General features: G+C 73.6%; 18 protein-coding genes. 11 read left to right on the top strand and 7 right to left on the bottom strand.

Annotation, left to right across the window (positions count from 1 at the left end; translation table 11 throughout):
• Positions 1–215 precede the first annotated feature (215 nt).
• A complete protein-coding gene (locus MNY60_RS12190; RefSeq protein WP_242340893.1) occupies positions 216–719 on the bottom strand; it encodes a DivIVA domain-containing protein in 504 nt (167 codons plus the stop codon).
• A gap of 136 nt (positions 720–855) precedes the next feature.
• Here MNY60_RS12190 and MNY60_RS12185 point away from each other — a divergent pair, with 136 nt between their 5' ends.
• From MNY60_RS12185 to MNY60_RS12165, 5 genes are all read left to right on the top strand, one after another.
• Positions 856–2,250 (top strand): ATP-binding protein, encoded by a 1,395-nt coding sequence (locus MNY60_RS12185; protein WP_242340894.1) that lies wholly within the window; start codon positions 856–858, stop codon positions 2,248–2,250.
• Positions 2,251–2,323: 73 nt separating this feature from the next.
• Positions 2,324–3,367, top strand: coding sequence for a DNA polymerase III subunit delta' (holB, locus tag MNY60_RS12180; protein WP_242340895.1), 1,044 nt, complete (start codon positions 2,324–2,326; stop codon positions 3,365–3,367).
• On the top strand, positions 3,354–4,727 hold the full coding sequence (locus tag MNY60_RS12175; protein WP_242340896.1) for a DNA polymerase III subunit delta: 1,374 nt from the start codon (positions 3,354–3,356) through the stop codon (positions 4,725–4,727). The genes holB and MNY60_RS12175 overlap by 14 nt, the downstream gene beginning before the upstream one ends.
• Positions 4,724–6,808, top strand: a complete 2,085-nt coding sequence (metG, locus tag MNY60_RS12170; RefSeq protein WP_242340897.1) for a methionine--tRNA ligase — start codon at positions 4,724–4,726, stop codon at positions 6,806–6,808. The genes MNY60_RS12175 and metG overlap by 4 nt, the downstream gene beginning before the upstream one ends.
• A 45-nt stretch (positions 6,809–6,853) precedes the next feature.
• A complete protein-coding gene (locus MNY60_RS12165) occupies positions 6,854–7,630 on the top strand; it encodes a TatD family hydrolase (RefSeq protein ID WP_242340898.1) in 777 nt (258 codons plus the stop codon).
• 99 nt (positions 7,631–7,729) lie between these two features.
• On the opposite strand, the gene MNY60_RS12160 is transcribed toward MNY60_RS12165, so the two are convergent.
• Positions 7,730–8,455: an HAD family phosphatase gene (locus MNY60_RS12160; protein ID WP_242340899.1), complete on the bottom strand. Its 726-nt coding sequence runs from the start codon at positions 8,453–8,455 to the stop codon at positions 7,730–7,732.
• A 63-nt stretch (positions 8,456–8,518) separates the two neighbouring features.
• Complete coding sequence (locus MNY60_RS12155) at positions 8,519–10,090, bottom strand: 3'-5' exoribonuclease YhaM family protein (protein ID WP_242360681.1); 1,572 nt, start codon at positions 10,088–10,090, stop codon at positions 8,519–8,521.
• A gap of 170 nt (positions 10,091–10,260) precedes the next feature.
• Between MNY60_RS12155 and MNY60_RS12150 the strand changes: the two genes are divergently transcribed.
• The 6 genes from MNY60_RS12150 (at position 10,261) to MNY60_RS12125 (ending at position 15,372) form a co-directional block, all read left to right on the top strand.
• Complete coding sequence (locus MNY60_RS12150; protein ID WP_242339258.1) at positions 10,261–10,905, top strand: nicotinamidase; 645 nt, start codon at positions 10,261–10,263, stop codon at positions 10,903–10,905.
• Between the two features lie 71 nt (positions 10,906–10,976).
• Positions 10,977–12,122, top strand: coding sequence for a zinc-dependent alcohol dehydrogenase (locus MNY60_RS12145; protein WP_242339260.1), 1,146 nt, complete (start codon positions 10,977–10,979; stop codon positions 12,120–12,122).
• Between the two features lie 11 nt (positions 12,123–12,133).
• Positions 12,134–12,529: a hypothetical protein gene (locus MNY60_RS12140; RefSeq protein ID WP_242339262.1), complete on the top strand. Its 396-nt coding sequence runs from the start codon at positions 12,134–12,136 to the stop codon at positions 12,527–12,529.
• 173 nt (positions 12,530–12,702) lie between these two features.
• Positions 12,703–13,011 (top strand): TraR/DksA C4-type zinc finger protein, encoded by a 309-nt coding sequence (locus MNY60_RS12135; protein WP_242339264.1) that lies wholly within the window; start codon positions 12,703–12,705, stop codon positions 13,009–13,011.
• Between the two features lie 118 nt (positions 13,012–13,129).
• Positions 13,130–13,801 (top strand): TatD family nuclease-associated radical SAM protein, encoded by a 672-nt coding sequence (locus MNY60_RS12130; protein ID WP_242353202.1) that lies wholly within the window; start codon positions 13,130–13,132, stop codon positions 13,799–13,801.
• A 137-nt stretch (positions 13,802–13,938) separates the two neighbouring features.
• Entirely contained in the window at positions 13,939–15,372 is a 1,434-nt protein-coding gene (locus MNY60_RS12125) for a sigma-54 dependent transcriptional regulator (RefSeq protein WP_242353233.1), read from the top strand.
• A gap of 29 nt (positions 15,373–15,401) precedes the next feature.
• Here MNY60_RS12125 and MNY60_RS12120 read toward each other — a convergent pair whose 3' ends face one another.
• Genes MNY60_RS12120 through MNY60_RS12105 form a run of 4 tightly spaced genes read right to left on the bottom strand, consistent with a single transcriptional unit; the run spans position 15,402 to position 18,981 of the window.
• The gene (locus MNY60_RS12120) at positions 15,402–15,920 is read right to left on the bottom strand and encodes a PH domain-containing protein (RefSeq protein WP_242339268.1); all 519 of its coding nucleotides are present in this window, start codon (positions 15,918–15,920) and stop codon (positions 15,402–15,404) included.
• Positions 15,921–15,980: 60 nt separating this feature from the next.
• Positions 15,981–17,102 (bottom strand): ATP-binding protein, encoded by a 1,122-nt coding sequence (locus tag MNY60_RS12115; protein ID WP_242339270.1) that lies wholly within the window; start codon positions 17,100–17,102, stop codon positions 15,981–15,983.
• Positions 17,099–17,815: a response regulator gene (locus tag MNY60_RS12110; protein ID WP_242353200.1), complete on the bottom strand. Its 717-nt coding sequence runs from the start codon at positions 17,813–17,815 to the stop codon at positions 17,099–17,101. The genes MNY60_RS12115 and MNY60_RS12110 overlap by 4 nt, the downstream gene beginning before the upstream one ends.
• A gap of 14 nt (positions 17,816–17,829) precedes the next feature.
• A complete protein-coding gene (locus tag MNY60_RS12105; protein WP_242353190.1) occupies positions 17,830–18,981 on the bottom strand; it encodes a sensor histidine kinase in 1,152 nt (383 codons plus the stop codon).
• Positions 18,982–19,037: the final 56 nt, after the last annotated feature.

Raw genomic sequence — 19,037 nt, 5'->3', positions numbered from 1 at the left:
AGATGTGACGGATCCTCAAACGCAAGCAGTACGCCTGCGCGGCTGCGCTCCTCGTGCGCCCGGCTCGGCGACGGGCTCGTGCGCCTGCGAGTGGCCGTGCTCGGTGGTGCTGGCTCTACGGTAAACGACCCCGCCTGCGACGGGCTCGTGCCCCTGCGTTCTGCTCGACTACGCGAGGATGAGAGCGAGCGGGCCCGGAGCGCTCTGAACGTCCGCTACTCGTCCGCGGCCTTCCGGCGCGAGGGGATGTACTGGACGGTCTCCTCGCGGGCAGGCTCGCGGAACGCCTCGATGAGCTTCAGGTGGCTCTCGGCGAGGGTCCGCACGTTCGCCTCGAACTGGACGCGCTGGCGCTTCAGCTCGTTGATGTCGTCGACGATGCGGAGGAAGCGCTGGTGCGCGCCCTGGACGATCTTCTCGGCCTGGAGCTCGGCGTCCGAGATCGTGATCTCCGCCTCCTTGCGGGCGGACTCGCGGATCTCCTCGGAGGCCCGCTGGGCCGTCACGAGCGTCTCCTGGAGCGCGCGCTCGCGGCTCCTGAACTCCGCGATCTCCTCGGCCTTGCGGCGGTCCTCCTCGCGCAGCGCGAGGTTCTCCTTCACGAGCGACTCGAACTCGGTCGCCACGAGGGCGAGGAACGCCTCGACCTCCTCGGGGGAGGAGCCGCGGAACACCTTGGAGAACTGCTTCTGAGTGATGTCGAGGGGCGTGATCTTCATTGGGGGCGCGCTCCGGTGGGTCATGATACCGACCCATCCGCGGCTGTCCATTTCGCCCGGCCCACCTCGGCCCACAGGTTGGCCGGCGCGGTTCCCCGTCCGGTCGCTATGATCCCTGCCCGTCGAGGCTCCCACGATGGACTCGTCCGCCGGCCAGATCCTGCTCGCTGCGGTGACGCTCGCCGCGGCGGCGGTCGCGGTGGCGCTCGGCGTCGCGCTCCGGCGGGTCTCCAGGGCGAGGAGCACCCTCGAGCGCGAGGGCGGGACGCTGCGCCGGGAGGCGGAGACGGCCCGTCGCGAGCTGGACGCCGAGCGGCAGCGCGCGAGCGAAGAGCGAGCGCGGCTCGAGGCGAGGGAGCGAGGTGCGCGCGCGGAGGCGGAGCGTTCGGATCGCGCGAAGGACGAGTTCGTCTCCACCGTCTCGCACGAGCTGCGCACGCCCCTCAACGCCGTGCTCGGCTGGGCGCGGCTCCTCCGGCTCGGCAAGCTCGACGCGACCGCGGCCGCGCGCGGGATCGAGACCATCGAGCGGAGCGCCCAGGCGCAGGCGCAGATCGTGGACGACCTGCTCGACGCGTCGCGCATCGTGCGGGGCCAGCTGCGGCTCGACGTGCGTCCCGTCGAGCTCGTGCCGGTCATCGAGGCGGCGCTCGAGGCCGTCCGTCCTGCCGCGGCGGCGCGGAGCATCTCGATCGCGGCGGTGCTCGTGCCGCGCGCCGGGCCGGTGGCGGGCGATCCGGGGCGGCTGCAGCAGGTCGTCTGGAACCTGCTCTCGAACGCCATCAAGTTCACGCCGCCCGGCGGTCGCGTGGAGATCCGGCTCGCGCGCGAGGGGGACGAGGTGACCATCCACGTGCGCGACACGGGCGCGGGGCTCGACCCGGCGTTCCTGCCGCACCTCTTCGAGCGGTTCCGCCAGGCGGACTCGTCCTCGACGCGCGCCCACGGGGGGCTCGGCCTCGGCCTCGCGCTGGTGCGGCACCTCGTGGAGGCGCACGGCGGCTCCGTCTCCGCGTCGAGCGACGGCCCGGGGCGGGGCGCGACGTTCGCCGTGCGGCTGCCCATCTCGCCTCAGCGGCCCCGGCGAACGTCGGAGACGGCTCCGGCGCCGCCGACCGGGCCGCGCGAGCTTCGGCCGCTCGCGGGGCTCGAGCGCGTGCGGGTGCTCGTCGTCGACGACGATCCCGACACCCTCGACGTGGTCCGTCAGGTGCTGGAGGCGGCCGGCGCCCTCGTGACCGCGGCGGCGTCCGCGCGCGAGGCGCTCGCGGCGCTCTCCGCGCGCCCTCCCGACGTGCTCCTGTCGGATCTCGGCATGCCCGGGGAGGACGGGTACGCGCTCATCCGCAAGATCCGCAGCCTCGAGGCGACGCGCGGCGGGCGCGTCCCCGCGGCCGCGCTCACCGCCTACACCCAGGCGGAGGATCGGACGGAGGCGCTGCTCGCGGGCTTCCAGGTCTACCTCGCGAAGCCGGTGGAGCCCGCGGAGCTGACCGCGGCGGTCGCCCGGCTCGCGGGGCGGATGAACTGATCCCCTCTCGCCGGTGCGCAGCGCGCGCGGCGGCCGCCCGGCGCGCCCCTTATGTTATCTTCCGCGCCGCGTCATGCCGTTCTCCGAGCTCATCGCGCAGGATCGCGCCGTGTCCTCGCTGCGATCCGCCCTGCGGCGCGGCGCGCTCCACCACGCGTACCTGTTCGGTGGTCCGGAGGGCGTCGGGAAGGCGACGGCGGCCCGGCTCCTCGCGCAGGCCGCGAACTGCGAGGCCCCGGCGCCAGAGGGCGGGAGCCGCGACGACGCCTGCGGCACGTGCGGGCCGTGCCGGAAGATCGCGCGCGGCGTCCACCCGGACGTGCTCGTGCTCCACGAGGAGCGCGTGATGGCCAAGGCCGGGAGGTGGGATCCGAAGGGCGGCCGCGCGCCCTCCAAGGACATCGTCGTGGACCAGGTGCGGGACGTGGTGGACCGCCGCCTCGCCCTGAAGCGCTTCGAGGGGCGCCGCCGGTTCGTCGTCCTCGATCCCGCCGACGCGATGAACCCTCAGGCCCAGAACGCGCTCCTCAAGACGCTCGAGGAGCCGCCCGACGACACGACGCTCGTGCTCGTGGCGTCGAGCCCCGACGCGCTCCTGCCCACAATCCGCTCGCGCTGCCTGCGCGTGCCGTTCGCGCCGCTGCCGGCGGCGGCGGTCGCGGCGCGGCTCGAGGCGGAGGGCCGGCCTGCCGGGGAGGCGCGGCTCGCGGCCGCGCTCGCGGGGGGCTCGCTGGCGCGCGCCCTCGCGCTCGACGCGGAGACGCTCGCCGCCGAGCGGGACGCGGTGCTGGCCGCCGCCGCCCTCGATCCCGCCGACGCAGGCGCCTGGCTCGCCTTCGCGCGCGAGCACGGCGACGACCGCGAGAGCGCGGCCGAGCTGTGCGCGCTCCTCGCGGTCTGGCTGCGGGACGTCCTGGCGGCGCGCGCCGGAGCCGCCGAGCTCGCCCTCGGGGATCTCGCCGAGGCCACCCGGCGCGCCGCCGCGGCGCTCTCGCCCGCGGAGATCGTCCGGCGACGCGAGGAGGTCCAGAAGACCGCCGCCGCCCTGCGCCAGAACGCGTCGGCGACCCTCGCACTCGAGCGCATGCTCATCGCGTGGTTCCATGGCCGGGGGTAGGGGGACGGCGCCGCGCGGCGCGGCGGGCGCCACGCTCGAGACCTGCCTCGCGGACGTCCGCGGCGGGGCGCCGCGTCCCGTCTACCTGCTCGACGGCGACGCGTTCCTCGCGCTGCGCGCGGCGCGCGAGCTCGCCTCGGCGCTCGTCCCGGAGGCGCAGCGCGCGCTGAACCTCGTCGAGCTCGACCCCGCCACCTCGCCCGCCGAGGTCGCGGCCGAGCTGTCCACCGGCGGCCTCTTCGGCGGCGGCAAGGTCGTGCTCCTCCACGAGCCGGCGTTCCTCACCTCGAAGGAGGACGCGGAGGACGCGTTCCGGCGCGCGAAGGACCAGTGGGCGAAGGGCGCCCAGCGCGACGCGGCGCGGCGGCTGCTCGCGCTCGCCGCGAAGGCGGGCTGGTCCTCGAAGGACCTCGCGCCGGACCGGGGGATCGACCACGCCGCGCTCGCGGCGGATCTCGGCGTGCCGGAAGGCGCTTACGACGCGGCGTTCGTGGAGGGGGCGGCGCGGTTCGCGGCGGAGCGCGAGCTCAAGGTCTCGAAGGACGACGCGTCCGCGCTCGACGCCGCGCTCGAGCGGGGCTTCGCCCGCGGCCACGTCCTCGTCGTCGCCGCCGGCAAGGTGGACGGGCGGCTCCCGCTCGTGAAGCGGCTCGCCGCGGCCGGGCGCCGGGTCACGATCCAGCTGGAGAAGGAGGGCACGTGGGACGCGCAGCGGCTCGTCCTCGGCCCCGTGCTCGAGTCGCTCCTCGCGGGGACCGGCAAGCGCGTCGACCGCGCCGGCGAGGCCCGGCTCGCGGCGCTCGTCGGCGAGGACGCGCGCACGCTCGCCTCCGAGGTCGCGAAGCTCGCCGCCTACGTCGGCGACCGGAAGGTCATCGGCGCGGAGGACGTCGACGCGGTGGTGACCCGCGTCGCCTCGGATCCCTTCTTCGCGCTCGGCAACGCCGTCGAGGCCCGCGACCTCCCGCAGGCGCTGGGCGTGCTCGAGCGCGCGATCGCGGACGGCGGGAGCCCGTTCATGCTGCTCGGCTCGCTCGCGAGCACCGTCCGGCGGATGATCGTCGAGCGGGAGCGCGCGCGCCGCGCGGTGGGCGACCGGCGCATCGGCTCGGCGCGGGAGTGGGAGGCCGAGGTCTTCCCGCTCGTCCCCGAGGACGAGGCGAAGGGCAAGAAGCCCTACGGGTTCTGGATGAAGTACCAGGCGGCGCTGCGCTTCTCGCGGGCCGAGCTGCTCGACGGCCTCGCCGCGCTCGCGGAGGCGGACGTCGCCATGAAGAGCGGGCAGGACGGGCGGATCCGCCTCGAGCGCGTCCTCCTCGGCCTGCTCGCCAGCGGACACATCGAAAGGAGCCACCCTTGAGCCAGCGTCTCCTCGTGACGAGCGCGCTCCCTTACGCGAACGGGTCGATCCACCTCGGCCACCTCGTCGAGTACATCCAGACCGACGTCTACGTGCGGTTCCGGCGGGCGTGCGGCGACCACGTCACCTACGTCTGCGCGGCCGACTCCCACGGCACGCCCATCGAGCTGAACGCCGCGAAGGCCGGGATGACGCCGAAGGCGTTCGTCGAGAAGTACCGCGCCGAGCAGCACCAGGACTTCGCCCGGTTCGGGGTCGAGTTCTCGACGTATTACACGACGGACTCGCCCGAGAACGCGCGCTGGGCGTACCGCGTCTACGACGCCCTCAAGGCGAAGGGGCTCATCTACAAGCGCTCGATCGAGCAGCTCTACTGCGAGACCGACCGGCGCTTCCTGCCCGACCGCTTCGTGAAGGGCACCTGCCCGAAGTGCGGCGCGAAGGACCAGTACGGGGACGTCTGCGAGGTCTGCGGAACGACCTACGACCCCCGCGACCTCATCGACCCGCGCTGCGCGATCTGCGGCAGCACGCCCGTCGTGCGCTCGTCGGACCACGCCTACGTGGATCTGAAGAAGGCCCAGGGGATCATCCGCGCGTGGGTGGAGGAGGAGGGGCACCTCGAGCCGGGGGTGCGGGAGCAGGTGAAGGGCTGGCTCGCCGACCTTCAGGACTGGTGCATCACGCGCGACGCGCCTTACTTCGGGTTCCCGGTGAAGGATCCGGAGTTCGCCGGCAAGTTCCTGTACGTCTGGGTGGACGCCCCCATCGGCTACCTCTCCTCGGCGGAGCACTACTTCACGGAGGAGGCGCCGGAGGGCGAGCGGCTCACCGCGGCCGAGTTCGAGCGCCGCTACCTCGCCGAGGGCGCGGACGCGCGCCTCGAGCACTTCATCGGCAAGGACATCCTGCGCTTCCATGCGGTGTTCTGGCCGGCGATGCTCTGGGCGGCCGGCCTGAAGCGGCCGGACCGGATGCCGGTGCACGGGCACCTCACCGTGAACGGCGAGAAGATGTCGAAGACCCGCGGGAGCTTCATCACCGGACGCACCTACCTCGACTCGGGCCTCGACCCCGAGCTGCTCCGCTACTTCTACGCGGCGAACCTCGGGCCGAGCGTGCAGGACCTCGACCTCGCGCTCGACGAGTTCCGCAACCGCGTCAACGCCGACCTCGCGAACAACGTCGCGAACCTCGCCTCGCGCGTCGCGGCGCTCGTCCCCCGCGCGGGGGCGCCGCTCGCGGAGGCCCCGGAGCCGGCGCTCGTCGAGGTGACGCGCACGGCCCTCGCGCAGGCGCGCGCCGCGTACGGCGCGCTGGAGTACCGCGAGGTGGTCCGCGCGGCGAACCAGGTGGCGGACCGCTGCAACAAGCGGCTCCAGGAGGCGAAGCCCTGGGAGGATCCGGCCTCGGCGGCGAGCCGGGCGCTCCTGTACTCCTGCGCCAAGGCGCTCCGCGGCATCGCCACGATCCTCTGGCCGGTGATGCCGCGCTTCTGCGACGGCCTCGCCGCGGCGTTCGGGCAGGAGCGGCCGGCGCGCTGGGACGAGGGCTTCGATGCCTTCGCCGGCGGCCCCGTCGCCGTCGCCGCGAAGCCCCCCCAGATCGCGCGCCTCGACGCGAAGCAGGTGGAGAAGCTCATCGTGGTGCCGCCCGAGGCGAAGGCGCCGCCTCCCAAGGTGGCCAAGGCGACGAGTCCCGCGGAGACCGCCACCAAGGCGAGCGCGAAGCCGGCGCCGCCTCCGCCCCCGGGCGTCATCCAGTACGACGACTTCGCCAGGCTCGAGCTCCGCGTGGCCCTCGTGCGCGCTGCCGAGAAGGTCCAGGGGGCGGACAAGCTCCTGAAGCTCACCGTCGAGGCCGGCGATCCCGAGCCGCGCACCATCGTCGCCGGCATCGCGCAGGCGTACCCGGATCCCGGCGCGCTCGTCGGCAGGCGGATCGTCGTCGTCGCGAACCTGGCGCCGCGCCCGCTGCGCGGCATCACCTCGCAGGGCATGCTCCTCGCCGCGGGCGAGCCGCCGAACCTGTCGGTGGTGACGGTCGCCGACTCGATCGCGCCCGGGACGCGCGTGAAGTAGGGCGGGGGCGACGCGCGGCCGGGGAGGGCAGGGGAGACGGATCGCATGGGGCTCATCGACTCTCACGCCCACCTCGACTACGAGGACTACGCCCAGGACCTCGACGGCGTCGTCGCGCGGGCGCGCGCCGCCGGGCTCGAGCGCGTCGTCTGCGTGGGGCTGTGGCGCAAGCCTGGAGACTTCGGCAACGCGCTCGAGCTCGCGACCCGCGATCCCGGCTTCTTCAGCGCGACGATCGGCGTCCACCCGCACGAGGCCGCGCGCGTCCCGGAGGAGGACTGGGCGACCGCGGCCCGGCTCGCGGCGGACGCACGCGTCGTCGCGGTCGGGGAGACCGGCCTCGACTACCACTACGACCACTCGCCCCGCGAGGATCAGCGCGCGGGGTTCCGCCGCTCGATCCGCATGGCGCGCGCCGCGGCGAAGCCGCTCGTCGTCCACGTGCGCGAGGCGGACGCGGACTGCGCGGCGATCCTCCGCGAGGAAGGGGTGCCGGCCGCGGGCGGGGTCATCCACTGCTTCACCGGCGACGTGTCCGCCGCGCGCGCCTACCTCGACCTCGGCCTCCTCATCTCGGTCGCCGGGGTCGTGACGTTCAAGACGGCGGACGCGATCCGCGAGGCCGTGAGGATCGTCCCGCGCGACCGGCTCCTCGTCGAGACCGACAGCCCGTTCCTCGCGCCGGTGCCCTTCCGCGGGAAGCGCAACGAGCCCGCCTACGTGGTGAAGACCGCGGAGAAGGTGGCGGAGCTGTGGGGCGCGACGCTCGACGAGGTCGCGGCCGCGACGACGGCGAACGTGCGGCGCCTGTTCCGGATCTGACCGGGGGCTGCGCCCCCCGCCCCGCCGAGCGAAGCTCCGCGCGCACGTGCGCCCCGGCGGACTCGCTTTGCTCGCCTGTTCGCGAATTGATCGTTGAGGCTACCCGCCCCAGCTGCCCCACTCGTCCGCGACGTCGCCCGGCTCCCCGGGCCGGTTCCGCTCGCGCCACTCCTGGAGCTCCCAGCCCCGGCGCTGGGCGAACGCGCGGAACGGCGCCTTGGGGTTCACGACCACCGGGTTCCCCACCGCCTCGAACAGCGGCACGTCGGCGATGGAGTCGGAGTAGAGCCAGCTGCGCGACGGGTCGAGGTCCCACTTCTCGAGCACCGCCTCCACGGCCGCGCGCTTGCCCTCGCGGAACACGACCGGCGGGACGATCTGGTCCGTCACCTTGCCGTCCACCACGCGCGTGCGGGTCCCGATCGCCGCGTGGACGCGCAGGTGCCGGCCGATCTCGTCCACCACGTACTGCGGCGACCCGGACGCGATGAGGACGAAGTGGCCGGACAGCAGGTGCCGGCGGATGTGGCGCATCGCGCCGGAGGTGATGCGCCTGCGCAGGTGGCGCTCGAAGCAGGCGTGCGCGTGGGCGCGGAGGTCGTCGGCGTAGAGGCCCTGCTGGCAGCGCGAGCCGACCTCGACCATGTCCTGCTCGGTCAGCCGGTGGCGGGCGTACTCGTAGATGATGCGCGGGATCCGCGCGCGCATCTCCGGCCGCATCACCTTCTGGTTGTACAGGTACCAGGTGAAGATCGTGCCGGCGTTCCCGTCGAGGAGCGAGTCGTCGACGTCGAAGATCGCCGCCGTGCGGCCGAACGGAACCATCAGGGAGCCCCCGCGCGCCCGGTCGTCGGGCGCACGGGGGCGATTGTACGCGCGTCAGGGCGCTTACGTGCCCTGCTTCGGCTCGGCCGCGGGGGCGTCGGCCGGGGCGGCAGACGCCTGCTCGGGTGCGGAGTCCACCGGCGCGGTCTCCGGAGCGGCCTCCACGGGAGCGGAGGCCGGCGTGGCCGGCTCCTCGGCGTGAGGAGGCGCCTCCGCCTTGCCGGTGTCCTCGAGCTTGGCAGCGAGCGCGGCGAACGGGTTGTGCGTCAGGTTCTTCTTCTCGGGCGGGCGATGCGGCCCCTTGTCGCCGGGGAGCCGCGGCCCCGTGTAGCCCCGCTTCTTGTCGCCGAAGCCGCCGGGCCCGCGGTGCTCGCCGGGGCCGCCGCGGTGCTCGCGCGGGCCGCGCTCGGGGCGCGCCTCGCGCACGGCGCCCTCGGGCCGCGCCTGTGCCTCCGCCGTACGCGGCGCCGGGGCGCCCTCGGCCGGCCTCGCCTCGCCCTGCGCGGGCGGCGGCCGCGGCGCGGGCGCGCGCTTCTCGCGCGGCGGCTTGTTCCGCTTCGGTCCGCCGCCGGCGCCGCCGCCCTCGCGCGGCACGTAGATCACGGGCGTCATGAGCTCCGCCGGCGGCCCCTTCTTCTCGGCCTGCACGGTGGGGAGCTGGCCCCGCCAGATCTGCTGCTCGTAGACGTTGTCCGACGAGGTCCAGCGCTTCGAGCCGGACTCCTTGGCCATCAGGTTGAGCCAGGAGTTCACGCGGCTGTCGAGCTCGTCGATGTAGTGGGTGAGCAGCGCCTCGAGCGTCATCGGCGGCTTCGGCGAGCCGTACTCGAGCCGGCCGTGGTGCGCGAGGACCATGTGCACGACGTGGTGCTCGAGGTCGCGCGGCACGCCCACGCGCCGGGCCTTGTCGTGCACCCACTGCGCGGTCATGACGAGGTGGCCCACCAGCCGGCCCTCGTCGGTGTACTCGGCGTTCCGATCGCCCTGGATCTCGCGGATCTTGCCGAGGTCGTGGAAGAACGCGCCGGCGACGAGCATGTCGCGGTCCACCTGCGGGTAGTGGTCGGCGATCCGGTGCGCGAGCTTGAGCGACGAGACGGTGTGCTCGAGCAGGCCGCCCGCGTAGGCGTGGTGGACGGACTTCGCGGCGGGGGCGCGGCGCATGCGGCTCGCGACGTCCTCGTCGTCCACGAACGCCTTCACGAGGCTCTTCAGGTGCGGATCGACGATGACGTCGACGATGCCGACGAGCTCCTTCCAGAGCGCGTCCTCGCCCTCGCTCGGCCCCGGCTTCTCGGGCTTCTTGGGCTCCGGCGGCGGCGCCCACACGAACTCCGCCGCGTCGAGCGCCGTGGCGTCGGCGACCTTGGCCGCCGTCTCGATCTTGAGCTGGGGCTTGCCCTGGAACGCGCCGATGGGGCCCTCGACCTCGACGTAGTCCTTCTCGTCGAAGAGCCCCGAGAGCTCGTCCACGCGCTCGAACGCGCGGGCCTCGAGCTCCCCCGTCTTGTCCTGGAAGGTGACCGACAGGTACGTCTTGCCGCTCTTCGCGGTGGGCACCGCCTTGCGAGCGACGAGGAAGACGCTCTTCAGCCGCTCGCCCTCCTTGACGTCCTTGACCCAGATCTTGTCCATGGTGCGCGCAAGCTAGCTCAGGCCCGCGCCCGAGACAACACGGATTCCGGCCGGTTCCGGGCCTCTTCGCGCGGCGCGCGCGGTCCTGGACTTCCCCCCGGCCGGGTGGCCGGAGGGCGGCGCGCGCGAGGAGGGGAACGCGGCGCGCGCCCCGGTTAAACTGGAGACGCATGCGAATCGATCGCGAGCACGACGCCCTCCTCGCCGTCGACCTGCAGCACGACTTCCTGCCGGGCGGCGCCCTCGCCGTCGAGGACGGCGACGCCATCGTCGCGCCGATCGCGCGGCTCGCGCCGCGCTTCGCGACGGTGGTGGCGACGCAGGACTGGCACCCGCCGGGACACGTCTCGTTCGCGTCGGCCCATCCCGGCGCGAAGCCCTACGAGACGATCGCCCTCGCGCAGGGGCCCCAGGAGCTCTGGCCGGACCACTGCGTGCGCGGCAGCCGCGGCTCGGCCCTCCACCCGGAGTTCCCGGACGTCGCGGCCACGATGATCCTGCGCAAGGGCATCCACCTCACGGTGGACTCCTACAGCGCGTTCCGGGAGAACGTCGGGCCGGACGGGCACCGCCCCACCACCGGCCTCGGCGCGTGGCTCGCCGCGCGCGGCGTGCGGCGCGTGTTCCTGTGCGGCCTCGCGCGAGACTTCTGCGTGCTCTGGTCCGCGGAGGACGCGGCGGCCGAGGGTTTCGAGACCTTCGTGCTCGACGACCTGACGCGCGCGGTCTTCCCGGAGCGCCGGACCGAGATCGACCGCGCGTTCGCCCGGGCGGGCGTCCGCCTGGTGCGCTCCTCGGAGCTCGACACCGCCTAGCTCGGGCGGCCGCGCGAGCGTCCCGTTTGCGCTCCGCGCGGGCACGTCGAACCTTTCCCGTGGGGAGGGCGATGCGCGCGCTCGTCTACGAGGGGCCGTACCGGGTGCGGGTGAGGGACAAGCCCGCGCCTCGGATCGAGCACCCGGATGACGTCATCCTGCGGGTCACCCGCGCCGCGATCTGCGGCTCGGACCTGCACCTCTTCCACGGGATGGTCCCGGACACCCGCGTCGGCACGACGTTCGGGCACGAGTTCACCGGGGTGGTCGAGGAGATCGGGTCGTCGGTCCGCGGCGTGCGCGCAGGCGACCGGCTCGTCGTGCCCTTCAACATCTCGTGCGGCACCTGCTTCTACTGCGAGCGCGGGCTGTACGGCGACTGCGAGTCCTCGAACCCGATGAACGACCTCGCCTCGGGCGTGTTCGGCTACTCGCACACGACCGGCGGCTACGACGGCGGCCAGGCGCAGTACGTCCGGGTGCCGTTCGCGGACGTGGGCCCGATGAAGATCCCCGACGACCTCGACGACGAGGACGTGCTCCTCCTGTCCGACGTGCTGCCCACGGGCTACCAGGCCGCGGAGATGGGCGCGATCCGCCAGGGCGACGTGGTGGCGGTGCTCGGCTGCGGGCCGGTGGGGCTCGTGGCGGCGCGCTCCGCGTGGCTCCTCGGCGCGTCGCGGGTGGTGGCGGTCGACCGGATCGAGGCGCGGCTCGGGTTCGCCGAGCGCTGGGCCGGCGCCGAGACGATCGACCTTCGGCGCGAGCACGATCCCATCGCCGCGCTGAAGGCGCTGAAGGGCGGGCACGGTCCGGACGTGGTCGTCGACGCGGTGGGGATGGAGGCCTCCGGCTCGGCGTGGCAGACGCTCGTCGGGCGCAAGCTGAAGCTCGCGCCCGGATCGTCGATCGCGCTCCACTGGGCGATCCACTCGGTCCGCAAGGGCGGGACCGTCTCGATCGTCGGCGTGTACGGCCCGCCCGCGAACCTCGTCCCGATCGGCGTCGCGATGAACAAGGGCCTCACCTTCCGGATGGCCCAGGCGAACGTGAAGCGCTACATGCCGCACCTGCTCGAGCACGTCCGCGCGGGCCGGCTCGACGGCAAGGGGCTCATCACGCACCGGTTCCCGCTCGAGCGCGCGCCGGAGGCATACGACCTCTTCGACGCGAAGGCGGACGGCTGCGTGAAGTGCGTGCTCGTGCCGAGCGCGTAGAGGGGGAGGAGATGGACGACGCGGGTCGAGTGAACGTCTCCGGCGCGGGCATCGACGGCGCCACGGGCGTGCGTCCGGGCGTGCCGCGCGAGCGGCGCGCACCGGACCCCGGCGCGCACTGGGACAGGCCCGAGCAGCAGCACGACCTGACGCCGCTCGCGCGGTCGGGGCTCCTGCACGCGACGCCGGTGTTCGGCACCGCCGCGCCGCCGCGAGCGCTCTCCGGCGCGGTGCGGCGCCTCGCGTATCGCGTGCCGGAGCACCGCGCGACGCGCTGGGCGCTCCTGCTCGCGGGCGACAGGCTCGACGTGATCGAGCACCGCCTCGCGGCGGGCCTCTGGCTCCTGCCCATCGCGGCGGCGCTCGCAGTCGGCTACGTGGGCGTGTCTCGCGCGCTGAGGCGGTGAGGTGTCGAGGCGGGGACTGCGCCCCCGAACCCGCGGCGGCTCTGGACGTGGAGCCCCATTCGGCGCTGCGCAAGGCGTGCGTCACCTGCTCGGCCGCACGCAAACTCTGGCGGGTACATCGCGGAATCACGCGGGATTCCTGGAGGCACGCCTCGTGAAGAGGGGCGGACCCCATGAGTCGTATCGAGGCGGAGGCGCGCGAGGTCCTGCTGCGTCGCCGCCGCTCACTCAGCCAGGGAACGTCCCACGCCGCAGCGGATCCCGCCGCGCGCTGGACGGACTACGAGGCCATGCCCGATCCGGTCTCGGAGCTGGCCCGGCGGGAGCTCGCCGACATCGACGCGGCGCTCGCGCGGATCCAGGAGGGGAGCTACGGCCGCTGCCTCAACTGCGGCGGCCCGCTGGGCCTGCAGCGCCTCCGCGCGATCCCCGAGGCGCGCTACTGCCTGGCCTGCAGCGGCCACGTGCACCTCCTGGATTGACGCGGCGCTTCAAGCGAAATCGCAGGCCGGTCCGGGCGGTTGTAGAGGTAGTCACTCCCGCCCGCAGGCGTCGTCGTGTAGCGCTCCAGGCGGGGGCCTGCTATTTCACCCGCCCGTGTTGCCCGAGATCGCACAGCGCGAGCCGACGCTCGCTTACTCGCTTGGCGACGCGCTCTACCTGAACCTGACGAGCGCCTGCACCCTCGCGTGCGTCTTCTGTCCGAAGATCCGCGACGACGACTGGACGGTGGGCGGGTTCGACCTCCGCCTCGCCCGCAACCCGAGCGCGGACGAGGTCTGGGAAGCGGCCGTGCACGCCGGGATCGCAGGGCGATCCGAGGTCGTCTTCACCGGCCTCGGCGAGCCGACGCGACGGCTCGCCGTCCTGCTCGAGGTCGCTCGCAGGCTGCGGGCAGCGGGCGTGGAGCGCGTGCGGGTCGACACCGACGGGCTGGCGTCCCTGCGCGAGGGCTACGACGTCGCTCCCGCGCTCGCGGCCGCTGGGATCTCGGCCGTCTCGGTCTCGCTCAACGCGGCGGACCCCGCGACCTACGCACGGATCTGCCCGAGCCGGTACGGCGAGGCGGCGTACGAGTCCGTGAAGGCTTTCATCCGCAGCGCGGTGCGCTGCATCCCGGATGTGGCGGCGAGCGCGGTTGCGCTCCCCGGCCTGTCCGAGGAGGCGTGCCGGAGCGTGGCCGAGTCACTCGGGGCCCGGTTCCGGTGGAGACCCTTCGACCGGCTCGGTCGGGTCGAGGGGGCCGGCTCGCTCCCCCAGGGAAGCGCGTGAGCCAGGCGGGGTTGGTAAGCGGCTTTGTCCCGTAGGATTGGGGACTTGCGTCGAGATCTGGTGGATCTCGCGCGCAGGATCATGCATAACGTGCGGCATCCTGCACGGTTTGCGCTTGGCGTGAGGCAACGGTGAACATTCCGAACACGGCCGGCCGCTCGGGGAAAGAGCGGATCCTCGTCGTCGACGACGAGCAAAACGCGCGCGTCGCGCTCAGGACCATCCTCACCGAGGAGGGTTACGAGATCGCGGAGGCGGCGGATGGCGAGGAGGCGCTCGCGCTGCTGCCGGGGTTCGCCCCCGCGGCGGTCCTCGCGGACGTGCGGATGCCGCGCATGGACGGCATCACGCTCCTCAAGCGGGCGCGCGAGCAGGGCTCCGACGCGGTGTTCGTCATGATGACCGCCTTCGCGAGCGTCGAGGCGGCGGTCGAGGCCATGCGGGCCGGGGCGGAGAACTACCTCGTCAAGCCGCTCGACGTGAACGCCGTCATCGTCGTGCTCGAGAAGGCGCTCGAGAAGCTCCGGCTCCAGCGAGACACGGCGAACCTGCGCGAGCGCGTCCGCGAGCGCTACCGGTTCCACAACATCGTCGGCGACGCCCCGGAGCTGCAGGCCGTCTACGAGGTCGTCAAGCGCGCCGCGCCGACCCGCGCGACCGTCCTCATCCTCGGCGAGTCCGGCACCGGCAAGGAGCTCATCGCGCAGGCGCTCCACGAGGAGTCGCCGCGCTCCGACAAGCCGTTCATCAAGGTGAACTGCGCGGCGCTCTCCGAGACCCTCCTCGAGTCGGAGCTCTTCGGGCACGAGAAGGGCTCCTTCACCGGCGCCATCGGCCGCAAGGAGGGGCGGTTCGAGCTCGCCGACGGCGGGACGCTGTTCCTCGACGAGATCGGCGACATCTCGCCCGCGCTCCAGATCAAGCTCCTGCGGGTCCTGCAGCAGAAGGAGTTCGAGCGCGTCGGCGGCACGCAGACCATCAAGGTGGACGTGCGGCTCGTCGCGGCCACGAACCGCGATCTCGCCGCCGAGGTGAAGGCGGGGAAGTTCCGCGAGGATCTCTACTACCGGCTGAACGTGGTCGCGGTGACGCTGCCCCCGCTGCGCCAGCGCAAGGGCGACATCCCCGCGCTCGTCTCCCACTTCATCGACAAGTACGCGAAGGCCTACGGCAAGGAGATCCGCGGCCTCGCGCCGGGCACGCTGAACGCCCTCCTCTCGCACGACTGGCCCGGCAACGTGCGCGAGCTCGAGAACGTCGTCGAGCGGGCCGTCGTGCTCTGCAAGGCGACCGAGCTCACCGCGGACGACCTGCCGCCGACCTTGCGCGGGCCGCGGCCGCGCGAGCGGTCCCCGGGCGCCCTCATCCCCGGCGCGACGCTCTACGAGATCGAGCGCGAGGCCATCCTCCGCACCCTCGAGATGGTCGGGGGCTCGACCTCGCGCGCGGCCGAGATCCTCGGGATCAGCGTCCGCAAGATCCAGTACCGGCTGAAGGAGTACGCCTCCGGAAACCGCGAGCCCCGCGAGCACGGGGAGCTCGAGGCGGAGAAGGCGGAAGGGGCGGAGTAGGGCAGGCGGCCCGCCCGCCGGGCGCGACCTCAGCGCCCGCGCGGAGCCGCCGCGACTGACGCGGCCATCGTCGCCAGGAACGCCTCCGGCCGGTCCGGCGAGAGGACGTACTGAGCTCCGCCCGCGCGCACCAGCACGAGCCCGGCGCTGCGCGTCGCGTACATCCGGAAGCGACCGAGGGCGCGCGAGCGGAACAGCCCGTAGTGTCCGAACAGCCCGCTCGTGCCGAGGAGCCGGAGCGCACCGCGCAGGGCGTCGGGGGCGAGGGGCTCGGCCGTGCGGACCTCGCGGAGCGGTACGAGTCGCGCCGGCCAGGCGTTCCGCTCGATGCGGAGGAAGCCGCCCCCGATCACGAAGCCGCGGGGCCCGAGCGCCCATGCGCCGACGGGGACGGCAGCGACGAGCGCGGCGAGCGCCACCCGGGGGAGGGACCAGCCCGCGTGCGCGGCGGCGGCGAGCGCCGTCGCCGCGGCGGCGACGATCAGGACGAGCACGAGCGCGGTCGTGATCCGGAGTGAGCGGTCCCAGGGAGCGCGGAAGCGGTGCATGCCGGAGACAGTAGACGACAGTCCACTTCGCGACACCTTCGATGACGCGAATCGCGCCGTTCAGCGCGCCTGCGGCAGCTCGAGGACGAACCGCGCTCCGCCCTCGGGGGACTCCGCGACGGTGATCGTGCCCCCGTGCTGCGTGACGATCGCGTGCACGATGGAGAGCCCGAGCCCCGAGCCCTTCGCCTTGGTGGTGAAGAACGGCTCGAAGATCCGGTCGCGCGACTCGGGCGGGACGCCGGGGCCGTCGTCGTCGATGACGATCGCGACCTGGCCCGGCGCCTCGCCGGTGCCGCTCGCGGCGGGCACCTCCCGGCAGGAGACTCGCACGAGGCCGCCGTCCTTCACCGCCTCGAGCGCGTTCAGCCCGAAGTTCACGAGCACCTGGCGGAGCCGCTCCTCGTCGCCCGCGACCGGCGGCACCGGCTCGAGCTCGCGCTCGAGGCGGATCTCGCGCCGCTCGGCCTGGGCGCCGAGCAGATCCAGGATGCGGTTCAGGAGCGGGGCCACCTCGATCGGCCGCGCCACGAACTCGCGCGGCCGGGCGAACTGGAGGAAGTCCTCGAGGATGTGATCGAGCCGCCTGATCTCGTCGCGCACGAGCGTGAGCGGCTCGAGGAGCGGCCCCTGGGTGTCCTTGTGGAGCTTCTGGATGCGGCGCTCCAGGACGGAGAGCTGCAGGGCCGCGGCGTTCAGCGGGTTGCGGATCTCGTGCGAGAGGCCGGCGGTCATGGTGCCGACCGTGGCGAGCCGCTCGGCCATCTGGGCGCGCCGCGAGAGCTCGCGCTTCTCGCCGTGGAGGCGCACCTGCCGCATCGCCTGCTCGACCGTGACGAGCAGCTCCTGCGTCGCGCACGGCTTCACGAGGTACGCGCAGGCCCCCGCGCGCACCGCCGCGACCGCCGACTCGAGGGTGGCGAAGCCGGTGAGGAGCACCACCTCTCCGTCGGGCGAGAGCTCCTTCAGCTGGGGGGCGAGGGCGGTGCCGTCGCCGTCCGGCAGTCGCAGGTCCACGAGCGCGACGTCGAACCCGTCGCGCGCCGTCGCGAGCGCCTGCCGGCAGGTCCCGGCGCCGCGCGCCGAGTAGCCCGCGCCGTCCAGGATCTCGCAGAGGTTGTCGACCAGCCCCTCGTTGTCGTCGACGACGAGGATGCGCGCCGGCTTGGGGGCGTCCTTCATGGGCGCGCGACCGCCTCGCCGCGGTGGCGGTGGAGCCGCTCCACGGCGGAGAGGAGCTCCGCGGTGTCGAACGGCTTCGTGAAGTACCCCTCGTGCGGGAGCGCCGGGACCTCGGGGATGCCGGTCACGACGATCATCGGCAGCCCGGGGAACTTCTCGCGGAGCCGGCGCATCGCCTCGCCGTCCGTTCCGCCGGGGACGCGGAGGTCGACGAGCGCGCAGAAGGGCTTCACCGGGCCGAGCCGCTCCGTCTCGAGCACCGACGCGGCCGTGACGGCGGCGAACCCGCGGCCGCGCAGCGCCTCGCAGAGGTTGTCCGACATGCGGGGGTCGTCCTCGACGACGGCGACGAGCCCGTCGCGGCGCGCCACCGCGAGCAGGTCGAGGAGCCGACTCACGGCGACCGGCTTGGGCAGCACGGCGAGGAGCCCCTCGCGCCGCGCGGCCTCGATCGCGTCGTCCGCGACGTGGGCGGTGATCACCATCGCGGCGGCCTCCGGGTCCACCCGGCGGATCTCGTGCACGAGCTCCGCGCCGCCCATGAGCGGCATCCGCATGTCGGTGAGGAGCGCGTCGAAGCGGGACCCGTGCGCGAGCTCGAGCGCCTCCTGCCCGTTCTCCGCGATGGCGACCTCGTCGCCCGCGTCCCGCAGGATCTCGGCGAGGTTCTCGGCGAACTCGCGGTTGTCGTCCACGATGAGGTAGCGGCGCATGGAGACCTCGCGCGTCAGGCGGGCAGTCGAACCGTGAAGCGCGCGCCGCCGCCCGGGCGATCGGAGTACTCGACCGTCCCGCCGTGGCGCTCGGCGATCCGCTTCACGAGCGCGAGCCCGAGACCGATGCCCTTGTCCTTGGTGGTGATGAGCGGCTCGAAGAGCCGCCTGCGTGTGGCGGGGTCGACGCCCGGGCCGGTGTCCTCCACCTCGAGCGCGACGCTCCCGTCGGCCGCGCGCGCGCGGACCGCCACGGCGCCCTCGGGCGACGCGGCGAAGACCGCGTTCTCGAGCAGGTTCACGAACACCTGCCGAAGCTGGACCGGATCCCCCTCCACCTCCGGGATCGCGTCGAGCCCGTCGAGGTCGAGGGAGACGCCCGCGGGGCGCTTCACCACCGCCGCCGCGCCGCCCAGCACCTCCGCCAGCGCGACGCGCTCGCGGGCGAGCGGGCGGTTACGGATCATGTCGAGCAGGTTCGTGATGATCCCGTTCGCGACGCCGAGCTGCTCGCCGATGCGGTCGAGGTGCTTCTTCGCGCGCTCGTCGCCCTCGCCGATGCGCGTCCGCAGGATGTACAGCGACGTCTCGATCACGCCGAGCGGGTTGCGCAGGTCGTGGCCGATCGAGCCGACGAGCTGACCGAAGGTGGAGAGCCGCTCGACGCGCGCCTGCTGGGCGAGGAGGTCGTCGCGGTAGGTGTGCAGCATCACCGCGAGCTCGAGGTCCAGGATCTTCCCGAGCGCGGTCCGCACGCGCTGGAGCGCGTCCGGATCGTCGTGGAACGCCTCGTAGGCGATGCGCGCGAGCCCCGTCCGGTGCACGTTCATCGCTCCGAACATGTAGTGCTGCGGCAGCCCGATGCGGACGTGCACCCGGCCGATCCGGTAGCGCTGCTCCCAGTACGCCTCGTCCCACGGCCCCGCGAGGAGCCGATCGAGCCAGGCGACCATCGTCACCTTCAGATGACCGACCTGGCTCTCGCCGCCCGCGAGCGCGGCGCGCGCCCCCTCGTGCTTGAGGATGCGGTCGTAGAACTCCTCGGCCAGGAGCTGGAACTGCGGCGCGGCGAACCCGTGCAGCGTCCGGAGCGCCTGCTCGTCGGTCTCCCCCCAGCGGACGTACCGCTTCAGCTCGTCGAAGACCGTCTCGGGCACACCGCTCATCTAGCGGCGCGCCCCCCTCCGGTCAACGGGCGAACGGCCCGGCGCTGCCGCACCCG

Origin of the sequence: Anaeromyxobacter sp. SG17 (assembly GCF_022690695.1) — a bacterium.
GTDB lineage: Bacteria > Myxococcota > Myxococcia > Myxococcales > Anaeromyxobacteraceae > Anaeromyxobacter > Anaeromyxobacter soli.
This window is presented reverse-complemented; position numbering and strand designations above follow the sequence as displayed.

What these genes read in the sequence shown, in the direction of transcription:
- holB (WP_242340895.1), top strand. Translation starts at nt 2,324, where the DNA reads ATGCCGTTCTCCGAGCTCATCGCGCAGGATCGCGCCGTGTCCTCGCTG.
- MNY60_RS12165 (WP_242340898.1), top strand. Translation starts at nt 6,854, where the DNA reads ATGGGGCTCATCGACTCTCACGCCCACCTCGACTACGAGGACTACGCC.
- MNY60_RS12105 (WP_242353190.1), bottom strand. Translation starts at nt 18,981, where the DNA reads ATGAGCGGTGTGCCCGAGACGGTCTTCGACGAGCTGAAGCGGTACGTC.
- MNY60_RS12115 (WP_242339270.1), bottom strand. Translation starts at nt 17,102, where the DNA reads ATGAAGGACGCCCCCAAGCCGGCGCGCATCCTCGTCGTCGACGACAAC.
- MNY60_RS12150 (WP_242339258.1), top strand. Translation starts at nt 10,261, where the DNA reads ATGCGAATCGATCGCGAGCACGACGCCCTCCTCGCCGTCGACCTGCAG.
- MNY60_RS12155 (WP_242360681.1), bottom strand. Translation starts at nt 10,090, where the DNA reads ATGGACAAGATCTGGGTCAAGGACGTCAAGGAGGGCGAGCGGCTGAAG.
- MNY60_RS12140 (WP_242339262.1), top strand. Translation starts at nt 12,134, where the DNA reads ATGGACGACGCGGGTCGAGTGAACGTCTCCGGCGCGGGCATCGACGGC.
- MNY60_RS12185 (WP_242340894.1), top strand. Translation starts at nt 856, where the DNA reads ATGGACTCGTCCGCCGGCCAGATCCTGCTCGCTGCGGTGACGCTCGCC.
- MNY60_RS12110 (WP_242353200.1), bottom strand. Translation starts at nt 17,815, where the DNA reads ATGCGCCGCTACCTCATCGTGGACGACAACCGCGAGTTCGCCGAGAAC.
- MNY60_RS12190 (WP_242340893.1), bottom strand. Translation starts at nt 719, where the DNA reads ATGAAGATCACGCCCCTCGACATCACTCAGAAGCAGTTCTCCAAGGTG.
- MNY60_RS12120 (WP_242339268.1), bottom strand. Translation starts at nt 15,920, where the DNA reads ATGCACCGCTTCCGCGCTCCCTGGGACCGCTCACTCCGGATCACGACC.
- MNY60_RS12160 (WP_242340899.1), bottom strand. Translation starts at nt 8,455, where the DNA reads ATGGTTCCGTTCGGCCGCACGGCGGCGATCTTCGACGTCGACGACTCG.
- MNY60_RS12135 (WP_242339264.1), top strand. Translation starts at nt 12,703, where the DNA reads ATGAGTCGTATCGAGGCGGAGGCGCGCGAGGTCCTGCTGCGTCGCCGC.
- MNY60_RS12175 (WP_242340896.1), top strand. Translation starts at nt 3,354, where the DNA reads ATGGCCGGGGGTAGGGGGACGGCGCCGCGCGGCGCGGCGGGCGCCACG.
- MNY60_RS12145 (WP_242339260.1), top strand. Translation starts at nt 10,977, where the DNA reads ATGCGCGCGCTCGTCTACGAGGGGCCGTACCGGGTGCGGGTGAGGGAC.